This window comes from Roseateles sp., assembly GCF_965262435.1.
Classification (GTDB): domain Bacteria; phylum Pseudomonadota; class Gammaproteobacteria; order Burkholderiales; family Burkholderiaceae_C; genus Paucibacter_A.
The window spans coordinates 1,881,905-1,908,326 of record NZ_OZ253537.1 but is presented as its reverse complement, the minus strand read 5'-3'; the positions used below and the strand labels follow the sequence as shown (position 1 = coordinate 1,908,326).

At 62.4% G+C, this 26,422-nt stretch carries 25 protein-coding genes and 2 pseudogenes; 16 read left to right on the top strand and 11 right to left on the bottom strand.

The annotated features are described in order from the left end of the window. Positions 1 to 9: 9 nt before the first annotated feature. Both ACQY39_RS08275 and ACQY39_RS08270 read right to left on the bottom strand, forming a co-directional pair. Positions 10 to 798, bottom strand: coding sequence for a tRNA-uridine aminocarboxypropyltransferase (locus ACQY39_RS08275; protein ID WP_428505162.1), 789 nt, complete (start codon positions 796 to 798; stop codon positions 10 to 12). A 9-nt stretch (positions 799 to 807) separates the two neighbouring features. Further along, positions 808 to 1,026, bottom strand: a complete 219-nt coding sequence (locus ACQY39_RS08270) for a hypothetical protein (RefSeq protein ID WP_428505160.1) — start codon at positions 1,024 to 1,026, stop codon at positions 808 to 810. Positions 1,027 to 1,181: 155 nt separating this feature from the next. Between ACQY39_RS08270 and ACQY39_RS08265 the strand changes: the two genes are divergently transcribed. The 12 genes and pseudogenes from ACQY39_RS08265 (at position 1,182) to ACQY39_RS08210 (ending at position 12,150) form a co-directional block, all read left to right on the top strand. Beyond that, complete coding sequence (locus ACQY39_RS08265) at positions 1,182 to 2,399, top strand: mechanosensitive ion channel (RefSeq protein WP_428505158.1); 1,218 nt, start codon at positions 1,182 to 1,184, stop codon at positions 2,397 to 2,399. 27 nt (positions 2,400 to 2,426) lie between these two features. Further along, complete coding sequence (locus ACQY39_RS08260) at positions 2,427 to 4,019, top strand: histidine kinase (protein ID WP_428505156.1); 1,593 nt, start codon at positions 2,427 to 2,429, stop codon at positions 4,017 to 4,019. After that, on the top strand, positions 4,016 to 4,657 hold the full coding sequence (locus ACQY39_RS08255; protein WP_428505154.1) for a response regulator: 642 nt from the start codon (positions 4,016 to 4,018) through the stop codon (positions 4,655 to 4,657). The genes ACQY39_RS08260 and ACQY39_RS08255 overlap by 4 nt, the downstream gene beginning before the upstream one ends. Before the next feature lie 184 nt (positions 4,658 to 4,841). Further along, the gene (gene aqpZ, locus ACQY39_RS08250) at positions 4,842 to 5,531 is read left to right on the top strand and encodes an aquaporin Z (RefSeq protein ID WP_428505152.1); all 690 of its coding nucleotides are present in this window, start codon (positions 4,842 to 4,844) and stop codon (positions 5,529 to 5,531) included. A 127-nt stretch (positions 5,532 to 5,658) separates the two neighbouring features. After that, on the top strand, positions 5,659 to 6,096 hold the full coding sequence (gene mscL, locus ACQY39_RS08245; protein ID WP_428505150.1) for a large conductance mechanosensitive channel protein MscL: 438 nt from the start codon (positions 5,659 to 5,661) through the stop codon (positions 6,094 to 6,096). Between the two features lie 123 nt (positions 6,097 to 6,219). Continuing rightward, the gene (locus ACQY39_RS08240; protein WP_428505148.1) at positions 6,220 to 6,996 is read left to right on the top strand and encodes a DUF481 domain-containing protein; all 777 of its coding nucleotides are present in this window, start codon (positions 6,220 to 6,222) and stop codon (positions 6,994 to 6,996) included. 546 nt (positions 6,997 to 7,542) lie between these two features. Next, positions 7,543 to 8,193, top strand: a complete 651-nt coding sequence (locus ACQY39_RS08235; protein WP_428505146.1) for a hypothetical protein — start codon at positions 7,543 to 7,545, stop codon at positions 8,191 to 8,193. After that, positions 8,190 to 8,840, top strand: a complete 651-nt coding sequence (locus ACQY39_RS08230) for a hypothetical protein (protein ID WP_428505144.1) — start codon at positions 8,190 to 8,192, stop codon at positions 8,838 to 8,840. Before ACQY39_RS08235 ends, ACQY39_RS08230 begins: the two co-directional genes overlap by 4 nt. Before the next feature lie 455 nt (positions 8,841 to 9,295). Next, positions 9,296 to 9,508 (top strand): hypothetical protein, encoded by a 213-nt coding sequence (locus ACQY39_RS08225; RefSeq protein WP_428505142.1) that lies wholly within the window; start codon positions 9,296 to 9,298, stop codon positions 9,506 to 9,508. Beyond that, entirely contained in the window at positions 9,505 to 10,161 is a 657-nt protein-coding gene (locus ACQY39_RS08220) for a Fic family protein (protein ID WP_428505140.1), read from the top strand. The genes ACQY39_RS08225 and ACQY39_RS08220 overlap by 4 nt, the downstream gene beginning before the upstream one ends. A gap of 113 nt (positions 10,162 to 10,274) precedes the next feature. Next, positions 10,275 to 10,520, top strand: a pseudogene (locus tag ACQY39_RS08215) (IS66 family transposase); the annotation flags it as partial. 154 nt (positions 10,521 to 10,674) lie between these two features. Continuing rightward, entirely contained in the window at positions 10,675 to 12,150 is a 1,476-nt protein-coding gene (locus tag ACQY39_RS08210) for a restriction endonuclease (RefSeq protein WP_428505138.1), read from the top strand. Between the two features lie 156 nt (positions 12,151 to 12,306). On the opposite strand, the gene ACQY39_RS08205 is transcribed toward ACQY39_RS08210, so the two are convergent. From ACQY39_RS08205 to ACQY39_RS08185, 5 genes are all read right to left on the bottom strand, one after another. Further along, a complete protein-coding gene (locus ACQY39_RS08205; RefSeq protein WP_428505136.1) occupies positions 12,307 to 15,012 on the bottom strand; it encodes a S8 family peptidase in 2,706 nt (901 codons plus the stop codon). Between the two features lie 3 nt (positions 15,013 to 15,015). Further along, positions 15,016 to 16,026, bottom strand: a complete 1,011-nt coding sequence (locus ACQY39_RS08200; protein WP_428505134.1) for an AAA family ATPase — start codon at positions 16,024 to 16,026, stop codon at positions 15,016 to 15,018. Between the two features lie 143 nt (positions 16,027 to 16,169). Beyond that, positions 16,170 to 16,502 carry a transcriptional regulator gene (locus ACQY39_RS08195; RefSeq protein WP_428505132.1) on the bottom strand — a complete coding sequence of 111 codons (333 nt, stop codon included), beginning with the start codon at positions 16,500 to 16,502 and terminating at the stop codon, positions 16,170 to 16,172. Positions 16,503 to 16,616: 114 nt separating this feature from the next. Continuing rightward, entirely contained in the window at positions 16,617 to 20,324 is a 3,708-nt protein-coding gene (locus tag ACQY39_RS08190; protein WP_428505130.1) for a hypothetical protein, read from the bottom strand. 466 nt (positions 20,325 to 20,790) lie between these two features. Continuing rightward, on the bottom strand, positions 20,791 to 21,072 hold the full coding sequence (locus ACQY39_RS08185) for a hypothetical protein (protein ID WP_428510946.1): 282 nt from the start codon (positions 21,070 to 21,072) through the stop codon (positions 20,791 to 20,793). On the opposite strand from ACQY39_RS08185, the gene ACQY39_RS08180 reads away from it, so the two are divergent. After that, the gene (locus ACQY39_RS08180; RefSeq protein WP_428505128.1) at positions 21,047 to 21,199 is read left to right on the top strand and encodes a hypothetical protein; all 153 of its coding nucleotides are present in this window, start codon (positions 21,047 to 21,049) and stop codon (positions 21,197 to 21,199) included. The genes ACQY39_RS08185 and ACQY39_RS08180 overlap by 26 nt on opposite strands. A gap of 81 nt (positions 21,200 to 21,280) precedes the next feature. Beyond that, entirely contained in the window at positions 21,281 to 22,033 is a 753-nt protein-coding gene (locus tag ACQY39_RS08175; RefSeq protein WP_428505126.1) for a DUF6710 family protein, read from the top strand. Between the two features lie 506 nt (positions 22,034 to 22,539). Here ACQY39_RS08175 and ACQY39_RS08170 read toward each other — a convergent pair. The 4 genes and pseudogenes from ACQY39_RS08170 to ACQY39_RS08155 form a co-directional block, all read right to left on the bottom strand. Next, positions 22,540 to 23,304 (bottom strand): FecR family protein, encoded by a 765-nt coding sequence (locus tag ACQY39_RS08170; RefSeq protein ID WP_428510757.1) that lies wholly within the window; start codon positions 23,302 to 23,304, stop codon positions 22,540 to 22,542. 117 nt (positions 23,305 to 23,421) lie between these two features. Continuing rightward, positions 23,422 to 23,517: pseudogene (locus tag ACQY39_RS08165) on the bottom strand (FecR/PupR family sigma factor regulator); the annotation flags it as partial. Between the two features lie 128 nt (positions 23,518 to 23,645). Next, positions 23,646 to 24,125, bottom strand: coding sequence for an RNA polymerase sigma factor (locus tag ACQY39_RS08160; protein WP_428505124.1), 480 nt, complete (start codon positions 24,123 to 24,125; stop codon positions 23,646 to 23,648). Between the two features lie 21 nt (positions 24,126 to 24,146). Further along, the gene (locus tag ACQY39_RS08155) at positions 24,147 to 25,010 is read right to left on the bottom strand and encodes a hypothetical protein (RefSeq protein WP_428505122.1); all 864 of its coding nucleotides are present in this window, start codon (positions 25,008 to 25,010) and stop codon (positions 24,147 to 24,149) included. A gap of 157 nt (positions 25,011 to 25,167) precedes the next feature. Here ACQY39_RS08155 and ACQY39_RS08150 point away from each other — a divergent pair, with 157 nt between their 5' ends. After that, positions 25,168 to 25,422, top strand: coding sequence for a helix-turn-helix domain-containing protein (locus tag ACQY39_RS08150; protein ID WP_428505121.1), 255 nt, complete (start codon positions 25,168 to 25,170; stop codon positions 25,420 to 25,422). 428 nt (positions 25,423 to 25,850) lie between these two features. Beyond that, on the top strand, positions 25,851 to 26,396 hold the full coding sequence (locus ACQY39_RS08145; RefSeq protein ID WP_428505119.1) for a hypothetical protein: 546 nt from the start codon (positions 25,851 to 25,853) through the stop codon (positions 26,394 to 26,396). Positions 26,397 to 26,422 lie beyond the last annotated feature (26 nt).

The window sequence follows — 26,422 nt, the reverse complement described above, 5'->3', positions numbered from 1 at the left end:
CCGGATTCTTCAGGCTCGGCGGGTCTGCTCCGCCGCCAGCGCCCGCAAACGCTGATGCCCCTCGTCCCCCTCGTCCGCCGCCACACTTTGCTTGGCGCTGAGGTAGCGATTGCTGAACACCTCCAGGTAAGCCTCCAGCGTCTGCGCAGCATGCTCATCACCGGCCAGGGCCAAGCACAGAGCCGCCACTTCCGAGGTGCAGAAGTGGTGCTCGTGGGAAGAGCGGCGCAGGCGGTAACGCGACAGCTGCTCGGGTTGCAGACTCAACACCGGCAGATTCGCCAGATACGGGCTTTTGCGGAATATCTTGCGTGCCTCGGACCAGGTGCCGTCGAGCAGAAGGAACAAGGGGCGTTTGGGGACCGGAGCTGAATCATCCCTGGGCAAGAAGGCGGCTAGCTCCGTCACCACCTCGCGCCCCTCGGCAAACTCGCCCGGGAACACCACAAAGGGCTGCCATTGCGGATCAGCCAGCAAGGCCAGCAGACCGGGCTCCACCCGCACCCGCGACCATGAATAGGCCTGCGTATCGGGCAGCACATCGGCAATCAGCCAGCCCGTGTTGCTGGGCTTGAGGGCCTCGAACTCCGCCATGATCAGGCACACGGCGGCTCGCCCCGGCAGCGGAGCCAGCACCGGCCGCAGATGGCACATGCAATGGCTTGGAATCAGGCGGCAGCGCCCGCAACGCTCGATGCGGGGCTCGCCGCGGTCGAGCCGGGGGCGGGTGTTGTTCGTGTCCTGCAAGAGGCAGGCAGCGCGCAGGCGCGAAACAGCATGATCGGAAGCGAGGGGCATGGGCAGAGTCTAGGGCTGCAAGGTCTTGCGCAACATCGGCATGCTCACCGTGTCGACCAGGCCCGTGGTGACCGTCACCTTGTGCGCCCCCAGTCGCTCCGGGTTCTGGTCGACCTTGACGCTGACGCCTTCATGGCCCAGCACGGTGCCAGGCAGGCCGGTCGGCGCATCGCCGCGCAGGCTGTACAGGTCGGTGCCGCAGAGCGTGGACTTTCTGATCTTGCCCACGACATCACTCGGCGCCTAAACCGCGAGCTTGGCTCGTTCCTCCAAGGACCCACGATCCCCGACTCTGGGATGGGTGCGGCGATCACAAAGCTTTGTAACATCCACGCCGTGGCGGCGTTCGCTGCGAACAATGGCAGCTGCGCCTAGGGATCTCAATGAATCAATGGAACGACTTGTTGTCCGCGACGGGCTCTTGGTTGGGCCCGTTCGCGCCCAAAGCCCTGGGAGCAGGAGCTCTATTGCTGGTGGCCTGGTTGCTGGCGCGGCTGGCGCGTTCGGCGGTGAGCCGGGTGGCTGCCGCCCGCGGAATTGAAGCCCGCTTGCAAACACCCGGCCTGACGGATCTGCTGGCCAATATTGCGTACTGGCTCGTCTGGTTGTTCGCATTGCCGGCCTTGCTCGGCGCACTCGAATTGGAAGGGCTGCTGACGCCGGTGAACGCGATGATGGCGCGGCTGCTCAGTGCGCTGCCGGGTGTCATGGGCGCAGTCGTGGTGTTCGGGGTGGGTTTTCTCGCGGCGCGCATCCTGCGTGAACTGGTGACTGGGGTGTTGACCGCGGCAGGGTCTGAGCGACTCGCGGCTCGCATCGGGCTCGGCACGGCGCTGGGCGATCGGACCTTGGCCAGTGTCATCGGGTCGGCCGTATTTCTGCTGGTCTTGCTGCCAACGCTGAGCGCCGCATTGCAGACCTTGGGCTTGGAAGTCGTCGCCAAACCGGTGGGGCGCCTCTTCGACTCGGTGATTGATCTTGTCCCTCGGCTGATCTCTGCCGGGCTGATCGTCGCCATTGGGGCGATCCTGGGGCGCATGCTGGCAGGCCTGCTGACCGCCTTGCTGGCCGGCCTGGGCCTGAATCGCCTTCCGGGCCAGTTGGGCATGCCACCGGACTGGCGCCTTGGTGGGCGCGACCCCTCGGAGTTGGCGGGTGGCGCGCTGATGGTCGCGGCCGTTCTGCTGGCGCTCACACAAGCCTGCGAGGTGCTCGGGTTCGCGGTGCTCACCGAGGCCGTCGCCTCGCTCGGCGGTTTGCTCGCGCACTTGGCGGCAGCGCTCGTGATTTTCGGTGCGGGCCTGTGGCTCGCAGCCGTGGCCGGGCGAGCGGTCAGCAGCACGGCGGCACCCAATGCCAAGGTGTTGGCGCATCTGGCGCGCGCCGTGATCCTGTTCTTCACCGCGGCGCTTGCCTTGCGTCAGGCGGGCCTGCCTGCGGACATCGTCACGATCGCGTTCGGGTGCGTCTTCGGTGCCGTGGCCCTTGCCGTGGCGATTGCAGCCGGGGTTGGGGGGCGCCATGTTGCGGCCCGCTTGCTCGAGGCCGCTGTTGCGTCGTTCGAGAAGAAGAAGGACGACTCCGATGCCCAGGCCCGCTGAACCTGGGTCGTTGCTCACGCCGAGCCTATGGGCCTGATCGACACCGGCCGGCGCTGGTTCGACGCGCAGAGCCTGCCCGCTCAGATCGGCATCACGGGCAGTTGCGTGCTGCTTCTGACCCTGGGCGGCGTCGCTGCCATGGCGGTGACACCAGCTTGGCCGCTCGTCCTCGGCATCGCCGGCGGGGCTCTGGGGGCGGGCCTGCCTGCCATCTGGCTTGCACAGCGCTCAGGCAGGGCCGTGAACACGCTCGCCGATGCGGCCCATGTCTTGCGCAGAGACGATGCACCGCTCGACATGGAACTGCCCCTGCTCGACTGCACGCAGGAGTTGCGGCGCGCCAGTGTGAACCTGCGGCGCATGGTCGACGCTGCGCGCTTGCGGGAGCGCTTGCTGGAAGAACGCAACGCGGCCCTGGAGACACGCCTCGCGGCGCGCACCCATGAGCTCTCCACCTTGCAGGACCTGTCCATCGGGCTGGCCAGCAAGTCCAACCTGCACGAATTGGTCGACGAAGCGCTGGCCGCACTCGGCCAAACGATGGAGTACGCCAGTGCCTCGCTGTGGACGCGCAGCGAACGCGCGGCGGGTGGGCATATCGTGCTGCTGGGCTACCGGGCGGGCTCTGGCCATCAGCAGGCGAGCAGCGAGGACCTGACGGGCATGCGTCTGTCGCGCGCGAACCTGCAGCGCTACGAGCAGATCGAGCGCGAGCGCCAGCCGCTGATCGAGAACCGCGCGCGGCAGGGCCTCTTGTCCTGGCTGTGGTCCAAGGTCACCGACGATGCCCGCTCTTCCGAGCTCTACCGCGCCAGCCGGTCCTGGATGGCCGTGCCGCTGCGCTACCGCGAGGACGTGCTTGGCGTGATGCGGGTGGACCACGAAGAAGAAGATCACTTCGACGCCGAGCGGGCTCGGCTGCTCAAGGCCGTGAGCAGCCAGACCGCCTTGGCCATGCGCCATGCCCGATTGCAAGAGCAGGAGCGCGAGGTGGCCGTCATGGCCGAGCGCAACCGCATCGCTCGCGACTTGCACGATGCCGTCTCGCAGACCTTGTTTGCGGCCAATGTGCTGGCCGGCACGCTGGCGCGCAGCGCAGCACGCGAGCCGCCGCCGAGCGCCGCCACGGTGGCGGCCCAAGCCGAGTCGCTGGAACGGCTGAACCGCGGCGCGCTCGCCGAGATGCGCTTGCTGATGTTCGAGTTGCGTCCCGACGCGCTGCAGCAGACGCCAATGGCCGAGTTGCTGAAGCACGCGATCGAAGCGGTGGTCTGTCGCGGCGACATCGAGGTCGACTCCGTGCTGGCGGCGGACGACGCCTTGACGCCGGATCTGCGAATCCAGCTGTACCGCATCGCGCAAGAGGCGCTGTCCAATGTGGCCCGGCACAGTGCCGCGCGCCACTGTGAGGTGCGCTGGGAGGTGCATGGGGCTCGCCAGGTCGTGTTGCGGATCCGTGATGACGGCGCGGGCTTTGACCCTGACGTGGCGCACCCCGGGCATTTCGGGCTCGAAAACATGCGCAGCCGGGCGCTGGAGATTGGCGCCCGGCTGACCCTGACCAGTGCCCCGGGGCAAGGCACGCTGTTGCAAGTTGAGTGGGAAGGCGCCAAGTCATGAAGAGCGACAAGATCCGCGTGTTTATCGTCGACGACCATCCCATGATCCGCGCGGGTCTCGCCGCGATGATTGACGGCGAAGACGAGTTCTTGCGCGTTGGCGAGGCGGGCAATGGGCAAGACGCGGTGCGCTTGATCCCGTCGGCAGCCCCCGATGTGGTTCTGATGGACCTGGTCATGCCGCAAATGGACGGCATCGCGGCCGTCTCTTTGCTGCGCCCGCAGATGCCCAGCACCCGCTTCGTGATTCTGACCAGTCTGGTCGACCCGCAAGAAGTCGAGCGCGCCATCGAGGCCGGAGCGAACAGCTACGTGCTGAAGAATGCGTCCGCCCATGAACTGGTGGCGGTCATCCGCGCCGCCCATGCGGGCCGGCGCACCTTGGCGCCCGAGGCCACCGATGCGCTGATGACGCGGCGTCAACAAGGCTCGCCCGGCGCCGACCTCACGCCCCGCGAGACCGAGTTGCTGGCCTTGATGACCCGCGGCTTGAACAACACCGAGATCGCGGCCGAGCTGGCCATCGCCGTGCCGACGGTGAAGTTCCACATCACCAACATCCTCGGCAAGCTCCAGGTGGACAACCGCACCGAGGCCGTTCTCAAAGCCATCAAGCACAGGCTGGTGCCGGCGCCCTGATCGGGCGCATCTCAGGTCTTGCGCCCAAAGCCCGCGCCCAATGCCCGACCCAGGTATGGGTTCGGGCCCAACCGGCGGTGGGCGCGCCCTCTCCTCTCGCTCCCTACGATGCCGAGGCAACTTCAGGCAAGCGCACGCCGAATGCGGCACCCAGCGCACCTGACAACCCTTGAGGAGAACGACTATGAACAAGTACGGCGCCGAGGCTCTCGGCACTTTTTGGCTGGTACTCGGCGGCTGCGGCAGTGCCGTGCTGGCGGCGGCGTTTCCGGGCGTGGGCATCGGCTTACTCGGTGTTTCCCTGGCCTTCGGCTTGACGGTGTTGACGATGGCCTTCGCGATCGGCCACATCAGCGGTTGCCATCTGAACCCGGCGGTCTCGATCGGCCTGTGGGCGGGTGGCCGCTTCCCCGCCACCCAGCTGTTGCCCTATATCGTGGCCCAAACCCTGGGCGCCGTGGCCGCCGGCGGGGTGCTCTACCTCATCGCCAGTGGCAAGGCCGGGTTTGAGCTGTCGAGCGGCTTCGCCTCCAATGGCTTCGGCGCGCACTCGCCCGGCGGCTATTCGATGCTGGCCGCGCTGGTTTGCGAAGTGGTGATGACCGCGATGTTCCTGGTCATCATCCTCGGCGCCACCGACGCACGCGCCCCGAAAGGCTTCGCGCCGATCGCGATCGGCCTGGGCCTGACCCTGATCCACCTCATCAGCATCCCCGTCACCAACACCTCGGTGAACCCGGCGCGCAGCACCGGCGTGGCGCTGTTTGTCGGCGGCTGGGCGGTGGAGCAGCTGTGGGCGTTCTGGGTGGCGCCGATTGCCGGCGCACTGCTGGGCGCGATGGCATACCGCGTCGTCGCCGGCCGCGACGACTGATCGAGCCGGGTGCCCGGCAAAGCCTGCTCCAGTTCCTCGAAATCCGGTGTCGCGGCGACAAGCAAGGCTTGATGGCGCGGCACCCTCAGCACCACTCCCTCAACACACGCCCTGAAGAGAAACACCCATGAGCTTCACATCTGAATTCAAAGAATTTGCCATGAAGGGCAACGTCGTCGACCTCGCCGTCGGCGTCATCATCGGCGGCGCCTTCGGCAAGATCGTCGACTCCCTGGTCAAAGATCTCATCATGCCGATCGTCGGCAAGATCTTCGGCGGTCTGGATTTTTCTAACTACTTCATCCAGCTGGCCGACGCGCCCGCGACCTTCACTGGGCCGATGACCTACGAGGCCTTGAGCAAGGCGGGCGTGCCCTTGTTCGCCTACGGCAACTTCATCACCGTTGCGCTGAACTTCGCCATCCTCGCGCTGATCATCTTCATGATGGTTCGCTTGATCAATCAAATGAAGAAGGCCGAACCGGTCGTCGCGGCTGCCCCCGCCGCCACGCCGGAGGACGTGATCCTGCTGCGCCAGATCCGCGACTCGCTCGCAAAGAACTAAGGCCTCTTCAAGGCCCGCACGGCCCGCACGGCCCGCACGGCCCTGAAGGCCCGCCCGCGCGCTGCGTGAACGCTGGCGCGCTGGGCGGAGCACTGCCCTGAAACCCAAAAAATGGAACCTCACATGACTTCGAAGCTGATCAAGCTCGCCTGCTCCACACTCGCCTGCCTCGCCGCGGGCGGCGCCCTGGCGCAAGCCAAGACCGACGGAGAGTGGCGCGGCACTGGCGGCGCTGCCTTGGCGATGAACTCGGGCAACACCACGTCCACCAACCTGCAACTCAACGCCGGTGTGGCGCGGGCCACAGCCGATGACAAGATCACGTTGGGCGCTGTCATCAACTACGCCAAGAGCAAGGTCAACGGTGCGGACATGACCACGGCCGACAAGTGGGCTGCCACCGGTCAATACGACTTCAATCTCTCCCCGCAAACCTACGCGTTCGGCAAGCTCGGCATGGAAGGCGACAAGCTGACGGGCCTGAGCCTGCGCAACGGTCTGTCGGGTGGTTTGGGTTTCAAGGTCATCAACACCGAGCTGACCACCTTCGACCTGCTCGGCGGCCTGAGCTACACGACCGACAAGTACAGCGTCACCAAAACCATCGGCGGCAAGACCGACACCCGCTTCTCGCGCGCCAGCATCTACCTGGCTGAAACTTCGACCCACAAGCTGTCGTCCACCGTGGCCTTCACGCAGCGCCTGGACCTGTACCCGGGCCTGAGCGGCGACAAGGCGATGTTGGCCAAGTTCAGTGCGGGGCTGGCAGTCGCCATGAGCAGCACGCTGAACCTCACCGTCAGCCTTTCGGACCAATACAACAGCAAGCCTCCCAGCGGCGTCAAGAAGAACGACATCGGCTTCTTCACAGGCATCAACGTCAAGTTCGGCGCGCTCTGATCCCCTGCTCCGCCGCCCCCGCGCAGAGCCGCCCGTGAAGGGGGCAGGCTAAACCGCTGGAGGGCGCGGTGGGGTCAGATGGGCTTGGACATGGCCAAGAAAGCGAGAGCGCCTTCACCCGATTCGGGCCGAAGGCGCTTGCTTGTTTGCACGTAAGTCTGAAACAGCCCCTGCTGCTGAGAGCAGCGCTGACCGAAGTCGAAGGTTTTCGGTGCCCCAAAATCGGTCTAAACGACGGTCGCCATTCAGGCTGTCGGCTGCCACCGCCCCTGACCACGGTCCCGAATCTGTACCTGTGGGTACTTGTCGGTCTGCAGCGAAACGAAGAAATCGCCTACTAACCCGCATGAATACTTGGTAGGCCGTGCAGGACTTGAACCTGCGACCAAAGGATTATGAGAACTTCAAACTGGGATTTTACGAGATTTCCCGGGACGAACAAATCATTATAAATCAATAGGTTATGTCTACCGACGTTCCAGGCGATCTCGTAGCATCTCCCCTGAAACTGGCACCAGACTGGCACCAGAAAAAAGGGGGACAAAAATGAGCGGACTGGCACCAGCGTCTTTGGCGCTGCCAAAACAGCTTCTGGCGCTGCCCGCCGGAACCTTCATCACGATCGAGAAGTTGGAGCAAGGCGGCTCCTTGCAGGCGCGCAGATTGAGTACGGGCGCGGTCCAGTTCTACTGGCGTTACGCGAACGAGGGTCGTACGCACCGCGAGCCGCTCGGCCCCTACGACCCCGTGTCGCCGCCCAAAAAGCTGGTAGCGACATCACGTGGCTTGAGCGTCGCTGCTGCCCGCGAACGTTGCCGCCAGCTATCCCTCAAGCATACGGAGCTACAAGGCATCGGTGGCCTCAAAGAGGCTAAGGCCATTGAGCTCAGGCAGTATGTGGCCGACAAGGAGGCTGCGGCGACCCGGGCCGCGCATTCGCTGGGCAAGCTGCTTGATGATTACGTCAAGCATCAGGCGACCCAGGGCCGCATCAGCGCCCGCGAGGCGAAGAACCTCTTCGATCTGCATGTCGTGAAAGCCTGGCCCACGCTGGCTCAGACGCCGGCGAGCGAAATCACTCAGGACCAGGTGATCGACATGCTGCGACGGCTGGCTGAGCAGGGCAAGGGCGTACGTCGAACAAGCTCCGAGCCTATCTGCGGGCCGCGTTTCAGTGCGCCGTCGATGTGCGCGTGACAGCGTCGATTCCGGTCACATTCAAAGCCTACGCCGTTCAGACTAACCCGGCAGCTCAGACGCGCCGCGATGGTCGATTCGACGGCGCGGACAAGCGACCGCTGAGCACCGATGAACTCCGCACCTATTGGCAGTTGATCGAGAAGCTGCCGGGGCTACGCGGTCGCTGCCTGCGCATGCACCTGCTCACAGGCGGACAACGCATCGAGCAGCTCGTGCGCCTGCGCTGGGCAGACGTACGCGCAGACTCGATCACGATCCATGACACCAAGGGCCGCCCGGGACGAGGCCCTCGGGCACACACGGTGCCGATCATCAAGGCGGCTGTGCGCGACCTTCAGGCATTCGAACGCGTTGGCGACCATGTCTTCTCCACGACTAAGGGTGTGAAGCCAATCTCAGGCACGACCTTATCGGGCTGGGCAGCGCAGGTGGTCGGTGATGCGCTTGAAGGTTTTCAGCTGAAGCGTGTTCGGTCCGGTGTGGAAACGCTGCTGGCTGCCAACCGCATCAGCCGCGAGATCCGGGGGCACGTGCAATCGCACGGACTGACGGGCATCCAGGCCAGGCACTACGACGGTCACGACTACATGCTGGAGAAGCGGGAGGCGATCGAGTTGCTTGCTCGTGAGTTGAGCGCAAACTAACCTATCAGACTTACCCGCCGGACTTTCGGCTATTGTGGCAACACTCGGCATTTAGGCCGCCAGAGTGTGCATGGATTGCGTTAGTCAGGGCTGAGGCCGTGTATTTGACGCTTGGCCCATAGCAGACGTTCGTTATGGTGCCGGATCGGCAAATTGTTGCCGGATTGCCTGAGAACGAGACCACGGCTGCTGAGATGGTCACCCGTTCCGTCCGAGTAGCCAGGACGAGTATGCCGCGCTAGAATCGCGTGTTTTGCCGAATGGGCTCCGGGGTTGATCCGGCTGCGGGCAGAGTGTGTGATTAGCGCGTTTCCCCCCTCCTTTTGGGTGATGCGAATTGCGCGTTTTCGATGCATGATTGCGCTAATCGCTCTCGGAAATTTGTTCGCCCTCCGAAGTTCGGATATGTTTGAACCGTCGCCGCCTCACAGCGGCGTTGCCACTTCAGGAATGCCATGAATCTGAACACCCTTGCTTTGAAGAGTGACCCCGCGGTGCTTCAAGCTCTGGAGCGCGCGGCCAAGATGTCTCAGTCTCCTGAACAGCGTTTCGAGCAACGCGTGTCTTTCGTGTTCGGCTCTCTCGGCAAGAACAACACCATGACGAAGGATCAGGTGCGCCAGCAACTGCGCCGCGAAATGGGTGACTTGCTCGCTGCTGCAAATTGATACTGCACGAGATAACCGGCACTGAGCAACACTCAGCGTACGAACAGCTCGAAGCCGCCAACGGTAGCCGCCAGTACAGCTTTCTGGCTTCTATCATTCAGGCCAGCTTGACCGTCGATCGAGCCTTTCTGTCGTCCACGGTCATAAAGGCGCTGAACTTTCACGCCATCGCATGCATGCACACCAACGCAGGTGAATACCGGCCCTGCCCCGTCAGCATCATGACGGGCGACATTGTGAACCACGAGCCGCCTGCTCACTTTCGCGTGGGCGCACTCATGGACGACTTCGTAAACATGGTGAATCGCCAATGGGACAGATCCGAGCCGGTTGTCCTTGCAGCATTTGTGCTCTGGCGAATTAACTTCATTCATCCCTTTATCAACGGCAACGGCCGCACGGCCAGGGCTGCCGCCTACTTTGTACTGTGTCTCAAGCTCGGGGGCATGTTGCCGGGGGACACGGCACTTCCGGAATTGCTCAGGCAGAACCGGCCGCGCTACGTGGCAGCACTCGCTCAGGTTGACGCAAGCCTTGCAGGGGGGGCTCTGGACTTGGTTCCCCTGGTTGAGTTGATTGATGAGCTACTCGCGCAGCAACTCGGCCCTGTTCTTGCTGCGCAGGCCGATGCGGGTGGGCAAGCGCCAGGCTAGTCAACACCGGCGCTCTTGAATCCTGAGATTTCCCTCCTGATGCGTCTGGCTGTTTCAGTGACAGCGCTCCACCGGTACGCCCGCACTAAACCTCCAAGCGAAGGCCAACGCCGGACAGGCTGCGAGAGCGACGAACGCGAGCGGCGCCGATTGAGCAAGCGCTGCATGACTGGCTCGTGATCTACCGCGCCAAAGTGCCGGACGGCAGCGCCACGGCCAAAGCGATGGACTACAACCTCAAGCGCTGGGGTGCGCTCACGCGCTACCTGCACGATCCGGCATTGCCTATCGACAACAACTTCGATGAGCAGCAGATCAGGCACTGGGCGACCGGGCGCAAGAACTGGCTGTTCGTAGGGCAAGGCTAAACGGGAGAGAACAATGGGACGTAGGTCTGGAGTCGAAGGATTTCTTCGTGCGGTTGGTCGATCAATGGCGGCCGCAGAGCGCGATCGCCAAAGGGCAGTGAGGACCGCCGCAACGCAAGCAAGGCAGGTGGAGCGTCATCAGCGCATGGCGATGGCACAGCTGCGTCGTACCGACGCAGCGGCCGCAAAAGAGGCCAAGGGGCACTACCTGGCAGATCGGCAAGCGGAGGCCGATGACCTAAACGCCGAGATCGCGAACCAGCTCGATGCCCTTCAGGGCATCCTGAGTCACACGCTGCGTGTTGATGACCGTATCAGCTTTAGTTCCTTGCGCAACCGCATGCCCTTCGAGGACTTCAAGCGCCCTCCCGAGCTGGCTCCGAAGCCTGCGCCCCTCGAGGCCGCAATCCCTCCGCCGAGCTGGATGCAGAGGCTCGTACCAGGCGCTGGGGCAAAGCATGCACGCAGCGTCGAGCAGTCGCGGGCAGAGCACGCAAAGGCGCTCGCAGCCCACGAACGCTCGGAGGCCGCAAAGGCATTAGCGCTCGCGAACGCGCATGCCGACCACGAGCGGCGCAAGGCAGCGTACCAGGCAGACCAACAACGTCGCAACGCTGAGGTGGACGAGTTCGAGGCGGACTACAGGGCGAAGGAAGCAGACGCAGTGGTCGCATACAACGAAATGGTCCTGACGCGCTCCGAGTACCCGGAGGAGGGCTTCCCGCAGAACTTTCGCCTCGCCTTCAACGCGTCCTCGGACGAGCTGGTGATCGAGTACGAGTTACCCCTGTCGTCAGTGATCCCGAGCCAGGCGGACTACCGATACGTTAAGACGCGCGATGAGATTGAGTCCAAGGCACGCAAGCCCGCCGAGGTAAAGAAGTTTTACCAGGATCTTTTGGCGGCGGTGACGCTTCGTACGCTTCACGAGGTCTTCGAGGCCGACCAAGCCGGCGCACTGGCCTTGGTCACCTTCAATGGTGTACTGGATACAGTTGACCCCGCCAGCGGCCGCGAGACCCGTGTCCCGGTGGTCAGCGTTCGCGCACTTAAGACAGAGTTTGACCGACTGTATCTGGACAAGGTCGACAAGATCGCGTGCTTGCGCAATCTGGGGGCTCAGGTCTCGGCGCGCCCAGATGAGTTCCAGGCTGTGAAACCTATCGTCGAGTTCGACATGTTCGACAAGCGGTTCATCGAGCAAGGCGATGCCCTCGGGGTCTTGGAATCCCGCCCTAACCTCATGGATCTGACCCCGAGCGAGTTCGAGACCCTTGTGTCCAACCTGTTTGGCAAAATGGGGCTGGACACGAAACTGACGCGCTCATCGCGCGACGGTGGTGTTGACGCGGTGGCGTTCGATCCACGCCCCGTCCTCGGTGGCAAGGTAGTGATTCAGGCCAAGCGCTACCGGGACACGGTCGGCGTCAGCGCTGTCCGCGACCTGTACGGCACGATGCTCAACGAGGGTGCGAGCAAGGGCATCCTCGTATGCACCAGCGGCTACGGGACGGACGCCTACAACTTCTCGAAGGACAAACCGCTCGAGTTGATCGACGGCGGGGGGCTTCTCTACCTGCTCAGGGAGCACGCAGGCACGCACGCGCGCATTGCATCCTAGTTCGCTGGCGGCCGATCACCACACCAGCAGACCGCCGAGAACGATGGGCCGTGCCATGTCCTCGCGCGGGCAATCGTCGCCGCCTTCCCGGGCATCTACTGAGTTGCTGCCGAACATGTCATCGCGCCGACAACTGCAATTCTTGTGGCGAGGCAATCATTCGGCGGCCTGCACTTCGACCTCGACCTCAGCCTCCACCTTGACTTCCACTTCGGTCGAGATCTGCGTTTGCAGTTCGAGAACCGCGATGCGAAGCGGGTCGTAAATGCCGACTTCCTTGCCGACGATCTCGAAGGTGACCACAAGCGCATAGCGCGCTGTCGAATCCGGGTCCCGGCTCCAGCCTTGGTGCCCGCGCACCGCGATGCAGAAGTGATCCGGCAAGGTATTGGACCTCACGATGGCCCAGTCTTTCTGCACTGTGCCGCTGTTGCGCCGTGAGTCCCGGACCAAACCGGTGGTCGCGCTTTCCTGAAGCGTCCAGGGAAGAGTCGAGCCAGGGAGCGCTGCCCCGCCGTTCTCTTCATCCTTCATCGCACGCACGCGGAAATCGTTGAGGCCTTCACCAAGTTTGCTGGTGACCCAGTCCACCCACGTCGAAAGGTACCGGCGAAGATTGCGCCGGGTTCTACGGGGCTGCGCGACATAGGACAGCGTGACGTCGATGCGGATGTCAAATTCATCCGCTTGCTGGCGCAACGCGGCGGGGATCGGCACCTGGTAGATGTGGCAGTGTCCGGCACTGATCGGCGTTTCTGCACTCGTTATGAACGTTGTCCGGTGATCGGTGTTCACAGTGGCACGCGTCTCGTCCGGGACGCCGAAGCCGATGCACCGAATGATTTGCGAGGCCTTATCGAGCAACTCCTGCCGCTGTTCCAACGTCTGCTGCGGGTGGGGTGTTCGCAACCTCGACAACACCTCCTCAGCCCAGGTCGGCCATTGCGCCGACTGGACCAGGAGCGCTCGGTAAAGCAACGTCGGCTCATCAGGCAGTAAGCGCTGCAATTTCGCGGCGATGCGCGCGACCTTCGGCGCGGCAAACGAAGTCCCCGTTGCATCGCGATCTGCAGCCGGACCTGGAGCAAACATGGTCGAACGAACCAGTTCTGGACAGACCGCCGGTATCGCACCACCGCTTTGCACGTCCACCGGCTCGTTACTAGTGCGGATAAAGTCGCCGCCGTACTCGACCACCTCCGGCTTGATGACGTTCCAGATGCCGGGACCAGAACGTGAGAACGCGGACGGCAGGTTGGGTTCGGTCGCAAAGCTGCGCCAGTTACCAGCCGCAAAGGCGCCATACGCAATGGAGCCCACGGTCAGCGCCTGCAGGCTTTGACCAGGGTTCGAAACACGCGCGGCACCCTCGTAGAGATAGTCGGGGTAGGCGCGGCCCGCGACGAGATGGTCCTTGACGCCTGGGAAGGGCATTGGCCCCGTGAGCCGAACATTGCCAGCGCTCTGAATGATCAGCACGTCGTGCTCGTTGGACAGCGCGTCGATCTCCGCCGCCCATGACGACATGTACCGGAGCCGGCAGTAGCCGTAGGCGTTGATCGAGTGGTTAAAGATGCGCGTCGCACGCGGCCCAAGGTGATAGCGCTCGACCGTGGTGCGCATGGCCTCGGCGGGAAAAATCTCGTCCGGCATGCGGTTGTTGTCGTCGAGCAAGCGCGCGTTCTGAATCCAGAACGGCAGCTTGGGGTTCCCGGCCTTCGGCACATCCTCGCCGTACAGCACGGCTCCGGCGACACGGGTGCCATGCCCGCCACCAGCGACAAAGTCGCCCACGTCGGTCGGTGCCTTGCCAGGTAGGAAGCAATGCGACGTGGCCTTATCGATAGCAGGCTGAAGCAGGAGATGCCCCTCCTGAATGCCGCTGTCAATGACGCACACCGTCGGGGCATCGGCATCGGGGGCGACGGGCGCCACGGCTGGCAGCGGCTGGGCCTCCAAATGACCCGCGCTCTGGGGCAGCGTGATGTCCTCGGGCTCGACGACCTCGAACACGTAAGGATAGTTGAGAACGAAGTCCCGTAACCCCTTCCCTGAGATCTTCAACCTGACCGTGAAGCTGTCCGGCAGAACGCCGGCCTCGAAGTCGGAGCCATCAACGAGATGCAGGATCTCCGCGTTGTAGAACTCGGCGAATCGCTGGATCGCCGTCTCGCGCTCGATCTTGATGTCGTCCCATTCGTTGTAGGCGCTGGCCCGCGCTTGCGACCATGCCAACTCCTTGGCCGCCCACTCCGCATCGGTTGCCCGCTTGCCGCGTTTGGGCTTCGTGGGGATCTCCTGCGTACCCGCGCAGGCGATACCGATGTCCACGATGTAGAGCTGGTCGTCGCCAAGAATGCCCCAGGTGCTCTGCATGTGCTCAGAGAGGATGCGTGCCAAGCGATCCGTCTGGTTCGGATCGTCAAACAGCCGGTGCACCTGAGCGATGGTTGCCGAGCCGTGGACCTGCACCGCGAAGCCCTGGATCATCGCGCGGAACGACGAGATCTCGACGTCCTCGGACGCCACGATCACATAGCCTTCCTCCTGCTCAGCGACGATTTCGAAGGAGAACTTGTCGCGCAGAGCATCCAGATCAAGCCCCGGATCGACTTGGAGCAGGATGGGGACCCCCACCGGGATTTCGGGAAGCGCATCACCGGCGGCCTGCCGCTCAGCCTTGCGTGCCTGCCAGTTCGCGGTGCACAGGGCGGCTTCGGCGTCGAGCTTCGCGCTATGAGCTCGACGAGTGTTCCTGTTCGCGAGCGTCTGCGGCGAGGTTTTCCCTCCACCGCGTAGCTTGGCCGGTCCTTTGAAAGCACGTATCAGTGGCAGGTACTCGAAGTTGTGCTCGCCCGGCATTGTTTACGCCCTCTGTGCGGCGTCATGCCGCTGCAGCTCCTCGATCGCCTGAAACAGCCTGTCGTTCGACAACGGCACACCGCCTGCCAGCACAGCAGCCTTGGCGGCGTCCTGGGCCGCCTTGACCACCATCGCCGCAGACGATCCCGTCAGCCGCTCCACCAGCTGATCCCACAGGATGCGCTTCTCCATGAGAACCGTGGACAGCGTCATGCGCAGAAGCTTCTCAATCTCGATCGGACCAGGCAACGGGATCGAGAACACGTCGTCGAAGCGGCGAAAAAGCGCAGAGTCCAGCGCCGACTCAAGGTTCGTCGTCGCGACCAGCAATCCGGGCGCGTCGTACTCCTCCATGAGCTGAAGCAACGAGTTGACGATGCGCGAGACCTCGCCGATATCCTTGGAGTTCGCACGCGATCGGGCTATGAAATCGCACTCGTCCAAGAGCAGCACGCACGGTTTCTCCTTGGCCGCGGCAAAGATCGACCTAAGGTTCTGCGCGGACTCACCAAAAAAAGAAGAGACCAGCACGTCGAACCGCACCTTCATCAAGGGCAGGCCGGTGTTCCACGCGAGCCGTTTTGCGCCCAGCGACTTCCCGCAGCCAGGAGGGCCGTACAAGAGAACGGTCTTTCTTGGACGCAGGCCGAAGGTGCGAAGACGGTCGCGGGCGGCGTACTCGGACTCGATACGCGCAAACCGCTGTTCGACTGCTGCCGGCAGCACCATGTGGTGTTCGAGATGCTCGGCCGGGATCAGTGTCGCGAGCGTTTCCCCATGCCGCCGGCTCATGGGCAGCTCTTTGAGCGTCCGCTCCACATCCGCCACTGGCGCCTGCGAGGGTTGTGCTCGCTTTGGCTTGGGTTGCTTGAGGATAGCCTCCAGCTGCTCGGCCAGCCGGACATGGCCCGTCTTGCGTTCTGCCTCGACGATCTTTCCCGCGAGACGATCAAGATCGCTTTGCGAACCATCGGCGATGGCGCGAACAACCCGCTTGAGAATATCGGCGTTCATGCTATATCACCTTCCGTGACAACCTGGGTCGTTGGTTTCACACCCAGAGTCGAGATTCCATTACCAATCCGCAGGTTCGCCGTCGCGAAGTTGCAGATGTCGTGTGTTTGACGGGTCAGTGGCCAAGAGCTGCTACGCATCTTTCATGCCCCTCGCCCGTGCCGTTGGGCCGTCACATGCAACGTCAGGCCCTCAAGCTGCTGCAGACAGCTAATCACTGCAAACAGATTCTTGGCCTGCGGGTTGCCACTGGTGCCGAACATCCTGATCAAGCTCTTGGGCGATGAGCCGGACTCCGCCCCCAACTTCTCGAAGCCGACAGTTGCCTTGATGTAGTCCCGAATGATGGCCTTGCCGCCGTCCACGTCACCTGCAAGCATGGTCTCGATACCTTCCTTCAAGAGGGCATCACGAAACTTTGGGTCTGCTTGCACCCGGGCGAGGATCGTTTCCTTGAAATCGCGTGTCAGTGCCACCGACTACCTCCTCGTGTACCGCCCGTGGCGGGCTTGCGCGGATGCCTCTGCTGAGCATCGAAAGCAAGTGAATTTTAGCGCGTATTGGTAGCACATGCGTTACCAATTCTCGACCTAGCCAACGCCTGCACGCTGACAGTCGAACACGGTAAGACTCAGGACAAATGACTCGATAAGTTCGATGGTCTGGGTTCGCTCGCCTTGCAGGAGCCTTGCGGCAGCATTCGCAATCGGGAACTCGCCTTGAAGACCGAGATTCAAGAGGTGCAGGCCAGCCCCCTTGATGTCATCCGTGAGCGCCAAGTTGCTCCAAGCCCCCCTCGCCTCTTGGAGAGTCTCAGAGACCGCCCGATAGATGCGCTCCTCGTCGGGCGTCCTGGCTCCCTTGCGGCTCCAGTAAGCCTGGATGCCCTGGAGCTCTGCCAACGGGTTGGTGAAACGCGTAAACCCGTTTAGCGAATCCAGCGGAGCTGCCTCGAATCCTGCGGCGGCGCACCAGGGTTGTGCCAATTCATTTGGTAGAACCGGGAGCAGCCTGTCAAAGCCAAAGGTGGCTAGGTTCGTCAACCCGAGCCCGTTCATGACAGGCAGGACACAAATCTTGCGCCTGCCGTCTACGAGAGCACGCCAGGCTGGCCAGGCACTCGCAAGGTCCACGCCTGTTCCATCTGTGTTCACAGGCAAGGTAATCAGCACGTCCGCAGGCGGCCACACCTCGGGAATGGTGGCCTCAGCCAGCAGATGAACGCCGATGCCAGGGCTAACTGCGTTCAGCTCAGTCCTCAGCCTACCTTCCAGGTCTTTGAACTCTGCTTCGCGATATCGGCGCGCGGCGAGTGCCGCCTTTCCAAGCGCACTCCCCCTTGGTGCCGTCCGACACCGGTGGGTGAGGAACGGCTGCACCCCTCGTTTCTCAGCCTCCCCGGCCATCATCTGCAACATTTCCACGATGCGCCGCAGCTCATCCAACTCTTTCGGAACCTCAATTGACAACACATCCCATGGCTCCTCGGACGCTGCAATCGTGATGCTCTTCTGGATGTCAGCGAGCCAACCCATGTAGGCCAAAGCACCTTGCGGCAGCGCAAGAAACCTGCGGACGAGATCCGTGGAGCAACTCGACAGGATCGAGGGCAGCCTCGACCACCTGCGGACCTCACCAGCTGGCGGCTCCTCCTGTGGCCCCACCAAACCAAGGGCTGCCTCGTAGACGCGCCCTAAGGCGTTGAGCGCCGTGGCATCTGTCTTTACTCTAAACTGCCCGTCAAGAAGCGTTCTGAGGTTCGGGACAAGAAGACGAAGCAGATCCAGGCATTGCGCTAGATAGGCGGTGTAGCTCTCTGTAGCCAAGTGGGCGTTGAGTATGGCCAGCCACGCACGATTGCGGGCGACCTGCTCGGGCGCGGGAACGTTTGCCCTGGGCATGCGTTTGCTGGCAAGCGGGTAGCCTCCGACTGTGAAAGGAACGACAGCACCGTCAGCTCCGAGCGCGTCGCTGGACACAATATCGACCGTAGGTGTCAGCGCCAGCAAGGTCTCACAGGTCTGATACACCTCGTTGTTGAGGTCGGTCTGCACGGACGTTGCTACAAACCAGATGTCTGAACGAACCTCCTGCCCTTCCTCACATGGGCTCAAACTCGGCGCCTCCGCCCAGGCCACATTGTCAGAGAAGCGCTGGAACAACGCGTCCTGCCCTACCGCATTGACCCAGCTGATTGCCAACGTTCTGTCGACCCATGCTGTGACCTGAAGTAGCGAGGCTACGGCTTGAAAGTCCGCGTCGATGAGCGGAGGGGAATGCGCGGCCAGTTCACCCAAATGCGAAGTCGGGATGACTTGACCGAGCAGCGAAGCCATGAGCCGTGTCAAGTCTCCTATGCTGCTCGCCGCATGCAGCGTGCGGCGTAGGTCGCTTGGAGCCAACCGAGCCAAAAGGCGAGCGGTCAAACCTGAAGCGATGACCTCAGTCCTGATTTCAGTGAAGCGTCGGGATGCAGGCACAGTCGGACCGATATCCGGTGGCTCAATGTCGCCAATCGCGAATCCGGCAGGGGTTCCTCGCAACGACCTCGCCATGGCTTGCGCTTCGGGAGTTTGGAGCCATCGTCCGATCACCCGATGTGCGTTCGCACGGTCCAGGCCCGTCAGAATCGCGCCCAAAAGTGCCGGTGTGGGCGCGCGCTCCAATCTGCGCGCCAGACCCTCAATTACCGCGTCATCGCATCCGTTGTGCTTAGAGAGCATGCGCTCGAGGAACCGAGACATCTCGGATGCCGGCACCAGCCAAACCGCAGCTGCGGCCGTCGTTGACAACATGGGCGGCGGGAACTCGTGAGACAGGCGTAGCAGCTCTGTTGACCTCAACTCATGCAGCCCTACGATCCTGCCATCATGTGCGTCTTGAACCAGGTGCTCATCCTTGAGTCTGGTCAGTGCGACCGAGACCGCGGTCGCGGGCTTGGACAAGACTCGAGGCAACTCTGACACCTCGGCACCGCAACCCGCGGCGTTCACACAAGCCACCACCCTCAAGACGTCCAGCTCATCGTGTCGAGTGACATCGTTCATGCGCGCTGCAATCTGCGCGTGCAGCGTCTCGCTTAATCGATGCCCCTGGGTAAGCACGTGCGTGTACTCAAGCAGATGGCCAACCGACAGCGCCCAAGGTTCTCGCCATCCTTGCCAAGCGGTTTGCCCTCTATCCCGCAGCTCTCTCCACACTCGTTCAGCCAGGGTGTCATCGCCCTGAACCTTGACCTGGGTGGCCCGACGACTATCTACCAGCGGGTAGCGATCCTCCTCTCGTACGGATGCCAAGAGCAGCAGCCCGGGAGTTCGGCTTACCTCGGCAGCCAACGCCGTCCACCCCTCCGAGAACCCTTGGCCCACGTCATCGATGATGAAGCCGACGGGTGCATCTGCGGTAGCTCGCCTGGAGTGCGCCAGCTGGACAAGCGACGCAATGGCGGCTGGCGGCAGGCGCCGAACCTGAAACCAACGCACTGCGTGGCGACTGGCGTACGCGGCCTCCCAAAGGACTGCCGACTTTCCTGAGCCGGAAACGCCATGAATTAGCGCGTTCTTGCGGGTCTCCAGTCCTTCTAGGACGGCCGCACGGAGCTCAGGGCGTTCCACAACGAGTCCTGCGGCCACATGCGACGCCTGCGCATCGACCCCCAGGTAGAACAGCGGATCCTCATCGGGCGTCAAGAAATCCACAGCTGAACACAAGCCCTCGGTCAGCGCTGCCTCGACCACAGCTGATGTCAAAAGCGGCTGTAGCGCGTCGAACCGCTGCTGAATGTCAGACACGGCAAGCCCAAGATAGGTGTTCGCCGTGCGTGTGCCGTTGTCATCAGAAAGACGCCCCACCACACCAAGCAGGTCCGCGAAATACATCTCACCTTCGAAGGAGGTGCAGGCCTGCCTGGCCGATATCTGGGCTACGGCGCTTCCGCGAGGGTCAGGCAGCACAAGCACCTTGGTTCGCGCAGTGAGGCCAGCTAGCCCCTTGCGTCCCTTCAGCTCGGCTACGACGGTCGGATAGGCGGAAAGGTCTTGCAACTGGCGGACGGCAGTGCGGCGTTCACCCACATTGCTCTCGAGCACCAGCAGAAATTGGTCGTCAGGTTGAAGTCCCTTCCCGTCCCACATCTTCCTGACGAAACTCGCCACCGAGCGAGGTGAAAACGGGCCCATGTGGTCGCGCCGCGACTTAACTTGAGCGAGCGTTCTCGCGCTGGCAATCTTGAGCTCGAGATCGTCGCCCCCTTCAGGGACGACGCTGCCGTACCCAAACTGGCTGACAAATCCTTCCACGGCAAGGCATGCCGCTACCGCATCCTGATATCGGAACCCACGTCCAGCATGAGAGCCAGCCCTTGTCGCCAAATTACACCTCCCTTTGGGATGGCCCAGCGAATTCGTTGCGCGCTCGGTCCATGCGGCGGCTGCTAATGCCCCGCTGTTACGAACGATACCTCGTGATGGATGCTAGCCTTCATGACGTCTCCGAAAAGGCGAACCAGCCACGCGGAACGTTTGGCGAACACCATATTCACAAACTGGCATTTTGATCGAACCCCTGCGTTTGACACAGCAAACCCAGACCACAGAGCGATCGTTGCTGCAGCCAAGACGTTGCTGTCCGAATCGGCCGCCCGGCGCACCTAACCTGACATGCAACCTATGCTTTCGCCTGAGAAACACATGATCACGCGTCGGACGAAGATTCGAGCGGCGCTTGAGCAACGGCCTAGCTGGGCCGCCTACCAAAAGGCATGCGCTAACTTACATGGTGTTTGAGTTCACTGCCCGTTGACCATGACGCCAGAACTGCGAGGAGGCGCTGGCCGCCAACCCCGACACCTTTCGATTCTGTTTCATCGAGCAGAATCGCATCGACTCGTTCTCGCGGATCACAGGAAGACCGCCCGCACAATGCACGGAGCTGATTGCCACGCTTTTCGGCATAGGCAAGTTCAACGAGTTCATCGGGCACTTCAACGAATCCGTCGACCAGCAGCTTCCGCTGGAGTTCGATGAACGGGCTTGTCCACACTGGCATGCACGCCATCGCTCAGACCGAGGAAGGGTGCCCGCCGGAAATAGCGAAGAACTTGGTGCAGCCGTCCTACTGCATGCTGCACACGTTGGCACGGTTGTGCGCCAGGACGTTAGTGTCAATGAAGTAGCCCGAGAAGGTTGACGGGCTTCTGGGCGGTTCCAGATGTGCTGCCTGTGGTGAGCCGCCCGAACACAGAGAAAAGTAACCCGTGAATTCGAAGCTCCTACGCAAACTGGCAAAAATGGCAACGAAACTGGATCGGAAGGCCACCCACAAGGAACAGCCAGAGCGCATTCCCTACCCAGAGCTTCCTACCAGAGGCAGGCTTAACCCGTCACATCGCTGGGAGAGCCTTCTCTGGTCGATAGAGTCAGCCGCACAGCACGGTCCAGACGCCCTGCGAGGCCTGACCATCGCGCTATCGCGTGTCATACAGGGCGAAATGCTCGAAACGCTGCTGTTTGATGCACGCCAGCACAGGACGCACTCCTTCGATCCCAAGTCGCCGCTGTGGGACCCAAGGCTGCCGATCAATGCGGCCGGGCAAAGGTTTGATGACCTTGTGGTGCGCAAGAAGAAGGCCATCCAGGTGAAGCTGGAAGACGCCGCCGTATTTCCACATCCGTGGGAACGCTGGAGGCTACATGGTGCGCTCGGCAACATGGGCAAGGGGCGGCCGTGGGGAGGGTTTCGTCAGAGTCACAACCACCTTGGGATTGGTTGGCACCCCTGGCCCATCGTGATGATTTGGAACGGCAACCACTCCACGGTGGCAGCTCAACTACAAGGCGGCGGCAAGCTGACCTGCGAAGAGACATACGACCTCTCCCCCGTCCTGAAGGCTGTGCGTACTGACGGAGCGCATTGGTTTCGCGTTGATGACGGCTCGACTTTAGGCCCTGTCGAGTCAATGGCGATGGCTGGAATCTTCGTGATCGGCCAGCGGCTCATTGATCCGTAGCCTTGCCGCTCACGGCATCCAAATGCTGGCAGCTAGCCTATCCTGCACTCAGTTTTTCTACTCTTCTTGGTCTTCAAAGCTGCGGCCAGGCGCTGATTTCCAAGCCCAAATCACCGCGGTTTCCTAACTTTCCGAGCACGCGGTGAGCCTGGTCGCTGGCCAAACGGCAGCAACCAGACGGATGTGAACCGAAACCGGACCATATCCGGACCATATCCGGACCGTAAGCGAACCGTATCCGGACCGTATCCGGACCAAAAACGGACCATATCCGAACCCTTTTGAGCCCAGTGCACGAATGACGCCCAGGGCGCGACATCAAGTCGGCCGGAACAGGCTCCGGCGGCCCGGCATCGGGCGTGGCGGGTGTCGGCGGTACCGGTCTGGCCGAAGGCCTGTCCGGCACGGGGGCGCGTTCATGCACCGCATGAATGCACTGAAGCCCCCATCCGCTGGCACGGGAGCGGGCCGCCTCTTCCCTGCCCTGCCGCTGCCGCAGCAGCGTTTCAACGGAGAGCCAGCTCCAAACGATCAGACTGTGCTCTGACGTCCAAACCATGCAGCGCCGCCACAGCTCGCGCAAACCTCGCACTGTCGCCCGTCCTGAAAAGGCCACTGACTCGCAGCGCCTTGAGCCTGTCGGCATCGACGATCACGATGGGCTTCGAACTGTAGCGGTTCATCTCGGCCACGGACTCATTCAGGGTGACATCGTCAAACGAGACCTCGCCACGTGTCCAGGCCACCGCCCGGTCCAGACCTGGGCGTTCAACTCGCACCTTAGAAGTCCGTGAAGCGGCCATTTCTCCATAAACGTGCACGCGCTCTCCAGCAGTCATCACAACCGGATTGGCATCAACCATTGGGGCCACCAGACCTATCTGAGGCCGCAAAACAACCTGCCCCTCGATCAAGGTCACTTCGAGCGACCTGCCGACCTCTAGACTGCTCGGCTGCAAGCGCACGAGAAACGCAGTTCCCGTCGCTTTGACCTCGGTCCCGACCGCAGTCACGAGAAAGGGGCGGCTCGTGTCCTTGGCCACTTCGAACAGCGCCTCACCGGCCTCGACTTCAATGAGCCGCTGAGACGAACTCAGACGTGCCCAGACCTTAGTGGCGGTATTCAACGACATGCGACTGCCATCTGCCAGCATCACCACCCGGTGCTCCCCCACTCCCGTGGCGTACACCTCCCCAGTGCGCCATGGCTGCAGCGCCAAAACCAGCACGGAGGCCAGCACCAGGAACACCGCCGCCAAGGCCCACTGCATAGGCCTGGCGACTCTCACGCGCTGCTCTGGAGCCCTTTTGGCACTGCCCCAGGCGCTGGCGTAGGCACTGAGACTGAGATTCGCAACCTCCTGCCATGTCTCCGTACACCGTTCAAAAGCAAGCCGATGCGCGGGTGACTGGGACTGCCAGGCCAAGCACTCGCGCACCATAGCTGGCGTACGGCTGGGGCCATGCAATCGCGCGATCCACACAGCGGCTTCGGCAGCGATGTCAGGCGTCACCAAAGGCGGTGAATGTCCTCTCGCATCCTCAGACAGCCCAAAACGTTCACTGTCCACCCGCCCTGCCCTACCGGGCTCCCCATCAAACTCAGCGACCACTACCAACCTTCCATCCAGCTTGTCAGCTGCAGGGTGGCCTTGGCGACATGCTTCTCCACCGTGCTGATGCTCAAACCATGATTCTGGGCGATCTCTTGGTAAGTCAAACCGTCGATCCGATGGGACAGAAATATGTCCCGGGTCTTGTCAGTCAGACGCCCTAACCCAAGGCTCAAGCGCGCCATGCGTTCCCGAGCCAGCACGATTGCCTCGGTGCCCGGAGCGGTGTCGAGCAGGACCACCTCATCCACCATCAGCTGCTCCCCATGGCTGACGCTGGACCGATGCGCATCAATGGACAGATTCAGAGCCGTTCGCATCATGAAAGCCTCAGGTTTGGCAACCACCTGCACACCTTCATAGCAAGCCAGCCGAACCCAAGCCTCCTGTACAAGGTCGTCCGCGTCATGCGAGGAACGACCGCTGCGCATCAGCGCGGCGCGTATGCGGAAAAAGACCGGGGGTAGGTTCTTGAGCATGGGAGATCCCTCCAGGCGGGGTCAGACAGATGAGGCCGGCGCAGCACACGCAGCCAGTTCAGACCGAACGGCAGCTCTCACCGCAACGCGAGCCACAGCGCGCCCGACCGGATGCGTTGGAAAAGGCAGCGGCGGCAGCTCAGCCCACTCGATCCGGGACTGGCACCGAGCCAAGGTCCAGGCCACAAAGGACACCGCAGCGCCCATGTCGGCAAACGGGCCATGCCGGCGCACAGCGCGGGCCAGCATGCCGCCCAGCTGCTCCAGGCGTCGGTCGCCTTCGCGCACCAAGGCCCGGCGATGGGGTCGCAGCGCATAGAAGGGGCGGAACTGCTCCAGCACGGCGGGCCAGTCTGGCGACAAAACCGAGTCCCTGCCCTCCCCTGACCCAGAAAGCAGAAGCTCCAGGGCAAACCGCGCCGCACGGACACCTGAGGCTTCACGGACCAAACGCCGAGCTTCAGCGCGCAGCACGCCAACGCCGTAGGCAACCGGCACGTACTGCTGCCCCAGGATTCGGCGGAAAGGCGGGAGCACTTTCGCAATGGGGTACAGAGCGCGAGCGTTCTCCTTGTCTGCCGAGCTTACCCAGGAGAGCTTGCCGACGCCGCGCTCATCGAAGTCCTGCCAGACTCCCTGCCAAAACCCAGGGCCGGCACCGTCCCTAGGCCAAACACCCAGCGGCTCGCAGTCGCCGTCCGCCAGCACGCCCACCGCCCAGCCCAATCTCAGCTCGGCCAAGCCACCACCGGCTACCAGCACCGGCAATTTCTGCTCTTCGAAGTGGGCACTGAAGTAGTGCAGGCAAAGCGACGTCGGGCGCTCCCCATCCAGTTTGTCGAGAGTGTCCTTCGGCTTGTTCTGAGGTTCTGTCAGTTTGGTCACAGCGTCTCCCGTACCGAATTAGCCTCCGGCCGGACACCTGAATGCACGACACCGAGTCTTGTTTGCGACGAGCAAACGCGATGAGTCATGCGGAAGCTTGTCAAATTGTGACTCAAACACGGCTGACTTAAAAGCATCAAAGCGAAAGACTTCGCAGATGCCCCCAACAAATGCATCTAAAGCTCATCGAAGGACTGCACGCGAGCATCTCGCTGGCAACCTTGTCCTGATGCGTAGAGAGCGGGGCTGGTCCCAGGAAGATCTAGCCTTGGAAGCGGGGCTACATCGCACGTTCGTCGCGCATGTTGAGCGCGGCGCAAGGAACATTTCTTTGGACAATATTGAGAAATTGGCCGTTGTGCTCGGCGTCGAAACCTACTGCCTGCTGCGCCCGAGTTCGAGCGCTGAGTAGCGAGCATCGACGTTGAGGCCAGTTTCGATCGGTCTAGCCGCTATGTGTACGGCTTCTAAAGGCTGGTCAGAGTCATTCGCATCTGACAGCCTCAGCGGCTGTTTCGATCATCACCGGCCAATCGACCGGCAGCAGCAAGAAGGGCCGGTGTGTTTACAAGACCGGCCACTCGACAGCTGAAGGCCATGCGGTCCGATCCTGAACCGCCGGTTCGGCGCGACGTGAACGGCCGGACGCGCCGCCCAAAGGAGTCGGTCGGCCTTCAGTCGTTAGCGGCAGCAATGTGCCCATTGCGTGTATCCGGGCGGGCTCGATGAATTCACGCAGCCGAAGCCAGCGACCAGAATTCAATGGGGCCAGCTTTAGACGGGCGCTTGCAGGCGTGGCGTCTGATCGTTTAGCCTCCCAAAAGCCAGAACGAAGCCGACATGTCCGACTCGCCGAATCAAAATCCGCCCTTGATGACGCCGATTCGTAGCTTCTTGCTGGACGCGGTATTGCAATTCACCTGTCAGGCGCGCGACCTGCCTGGGGTGCGTCGCATCGCGCTAATCGGTTCATTGACCACGCCCAAACCCAAGCCCAAAGATGCCGACGTGCTGGTGACGGTGGAGCCCACCTTGGATTTGACCAAGTTGGCCCGACTCGGTCGCCAGCTCAACGGCAAAGATCAGACCCGCAATAGCGGTGCCGACATTTTCCTGGCTCACCCAGACGAGCAGTACATCGGGCGCATTTGCAGCTGGCGTGAATGCCGTTTTAGCCTGCGCCTGGCGTGTCGAGCCAGCAACTGCGGGCGGCGGGAATACCTCAATGACGACCTGCACGTTGTCAATCTGGACACGCAAGTGATTACGCACCCGCCCCTGGAACTTTGGCCCGCGGTGGTCTGCCGCCAAAACGTGCCCGTCGACGTGATCCAACGATTGGTAGATCCACTGGTAAATCTGCCGCAGCGGCCATTGTCGTTGTGACGAAGCCGATGCAAGTAGCGTCAGGT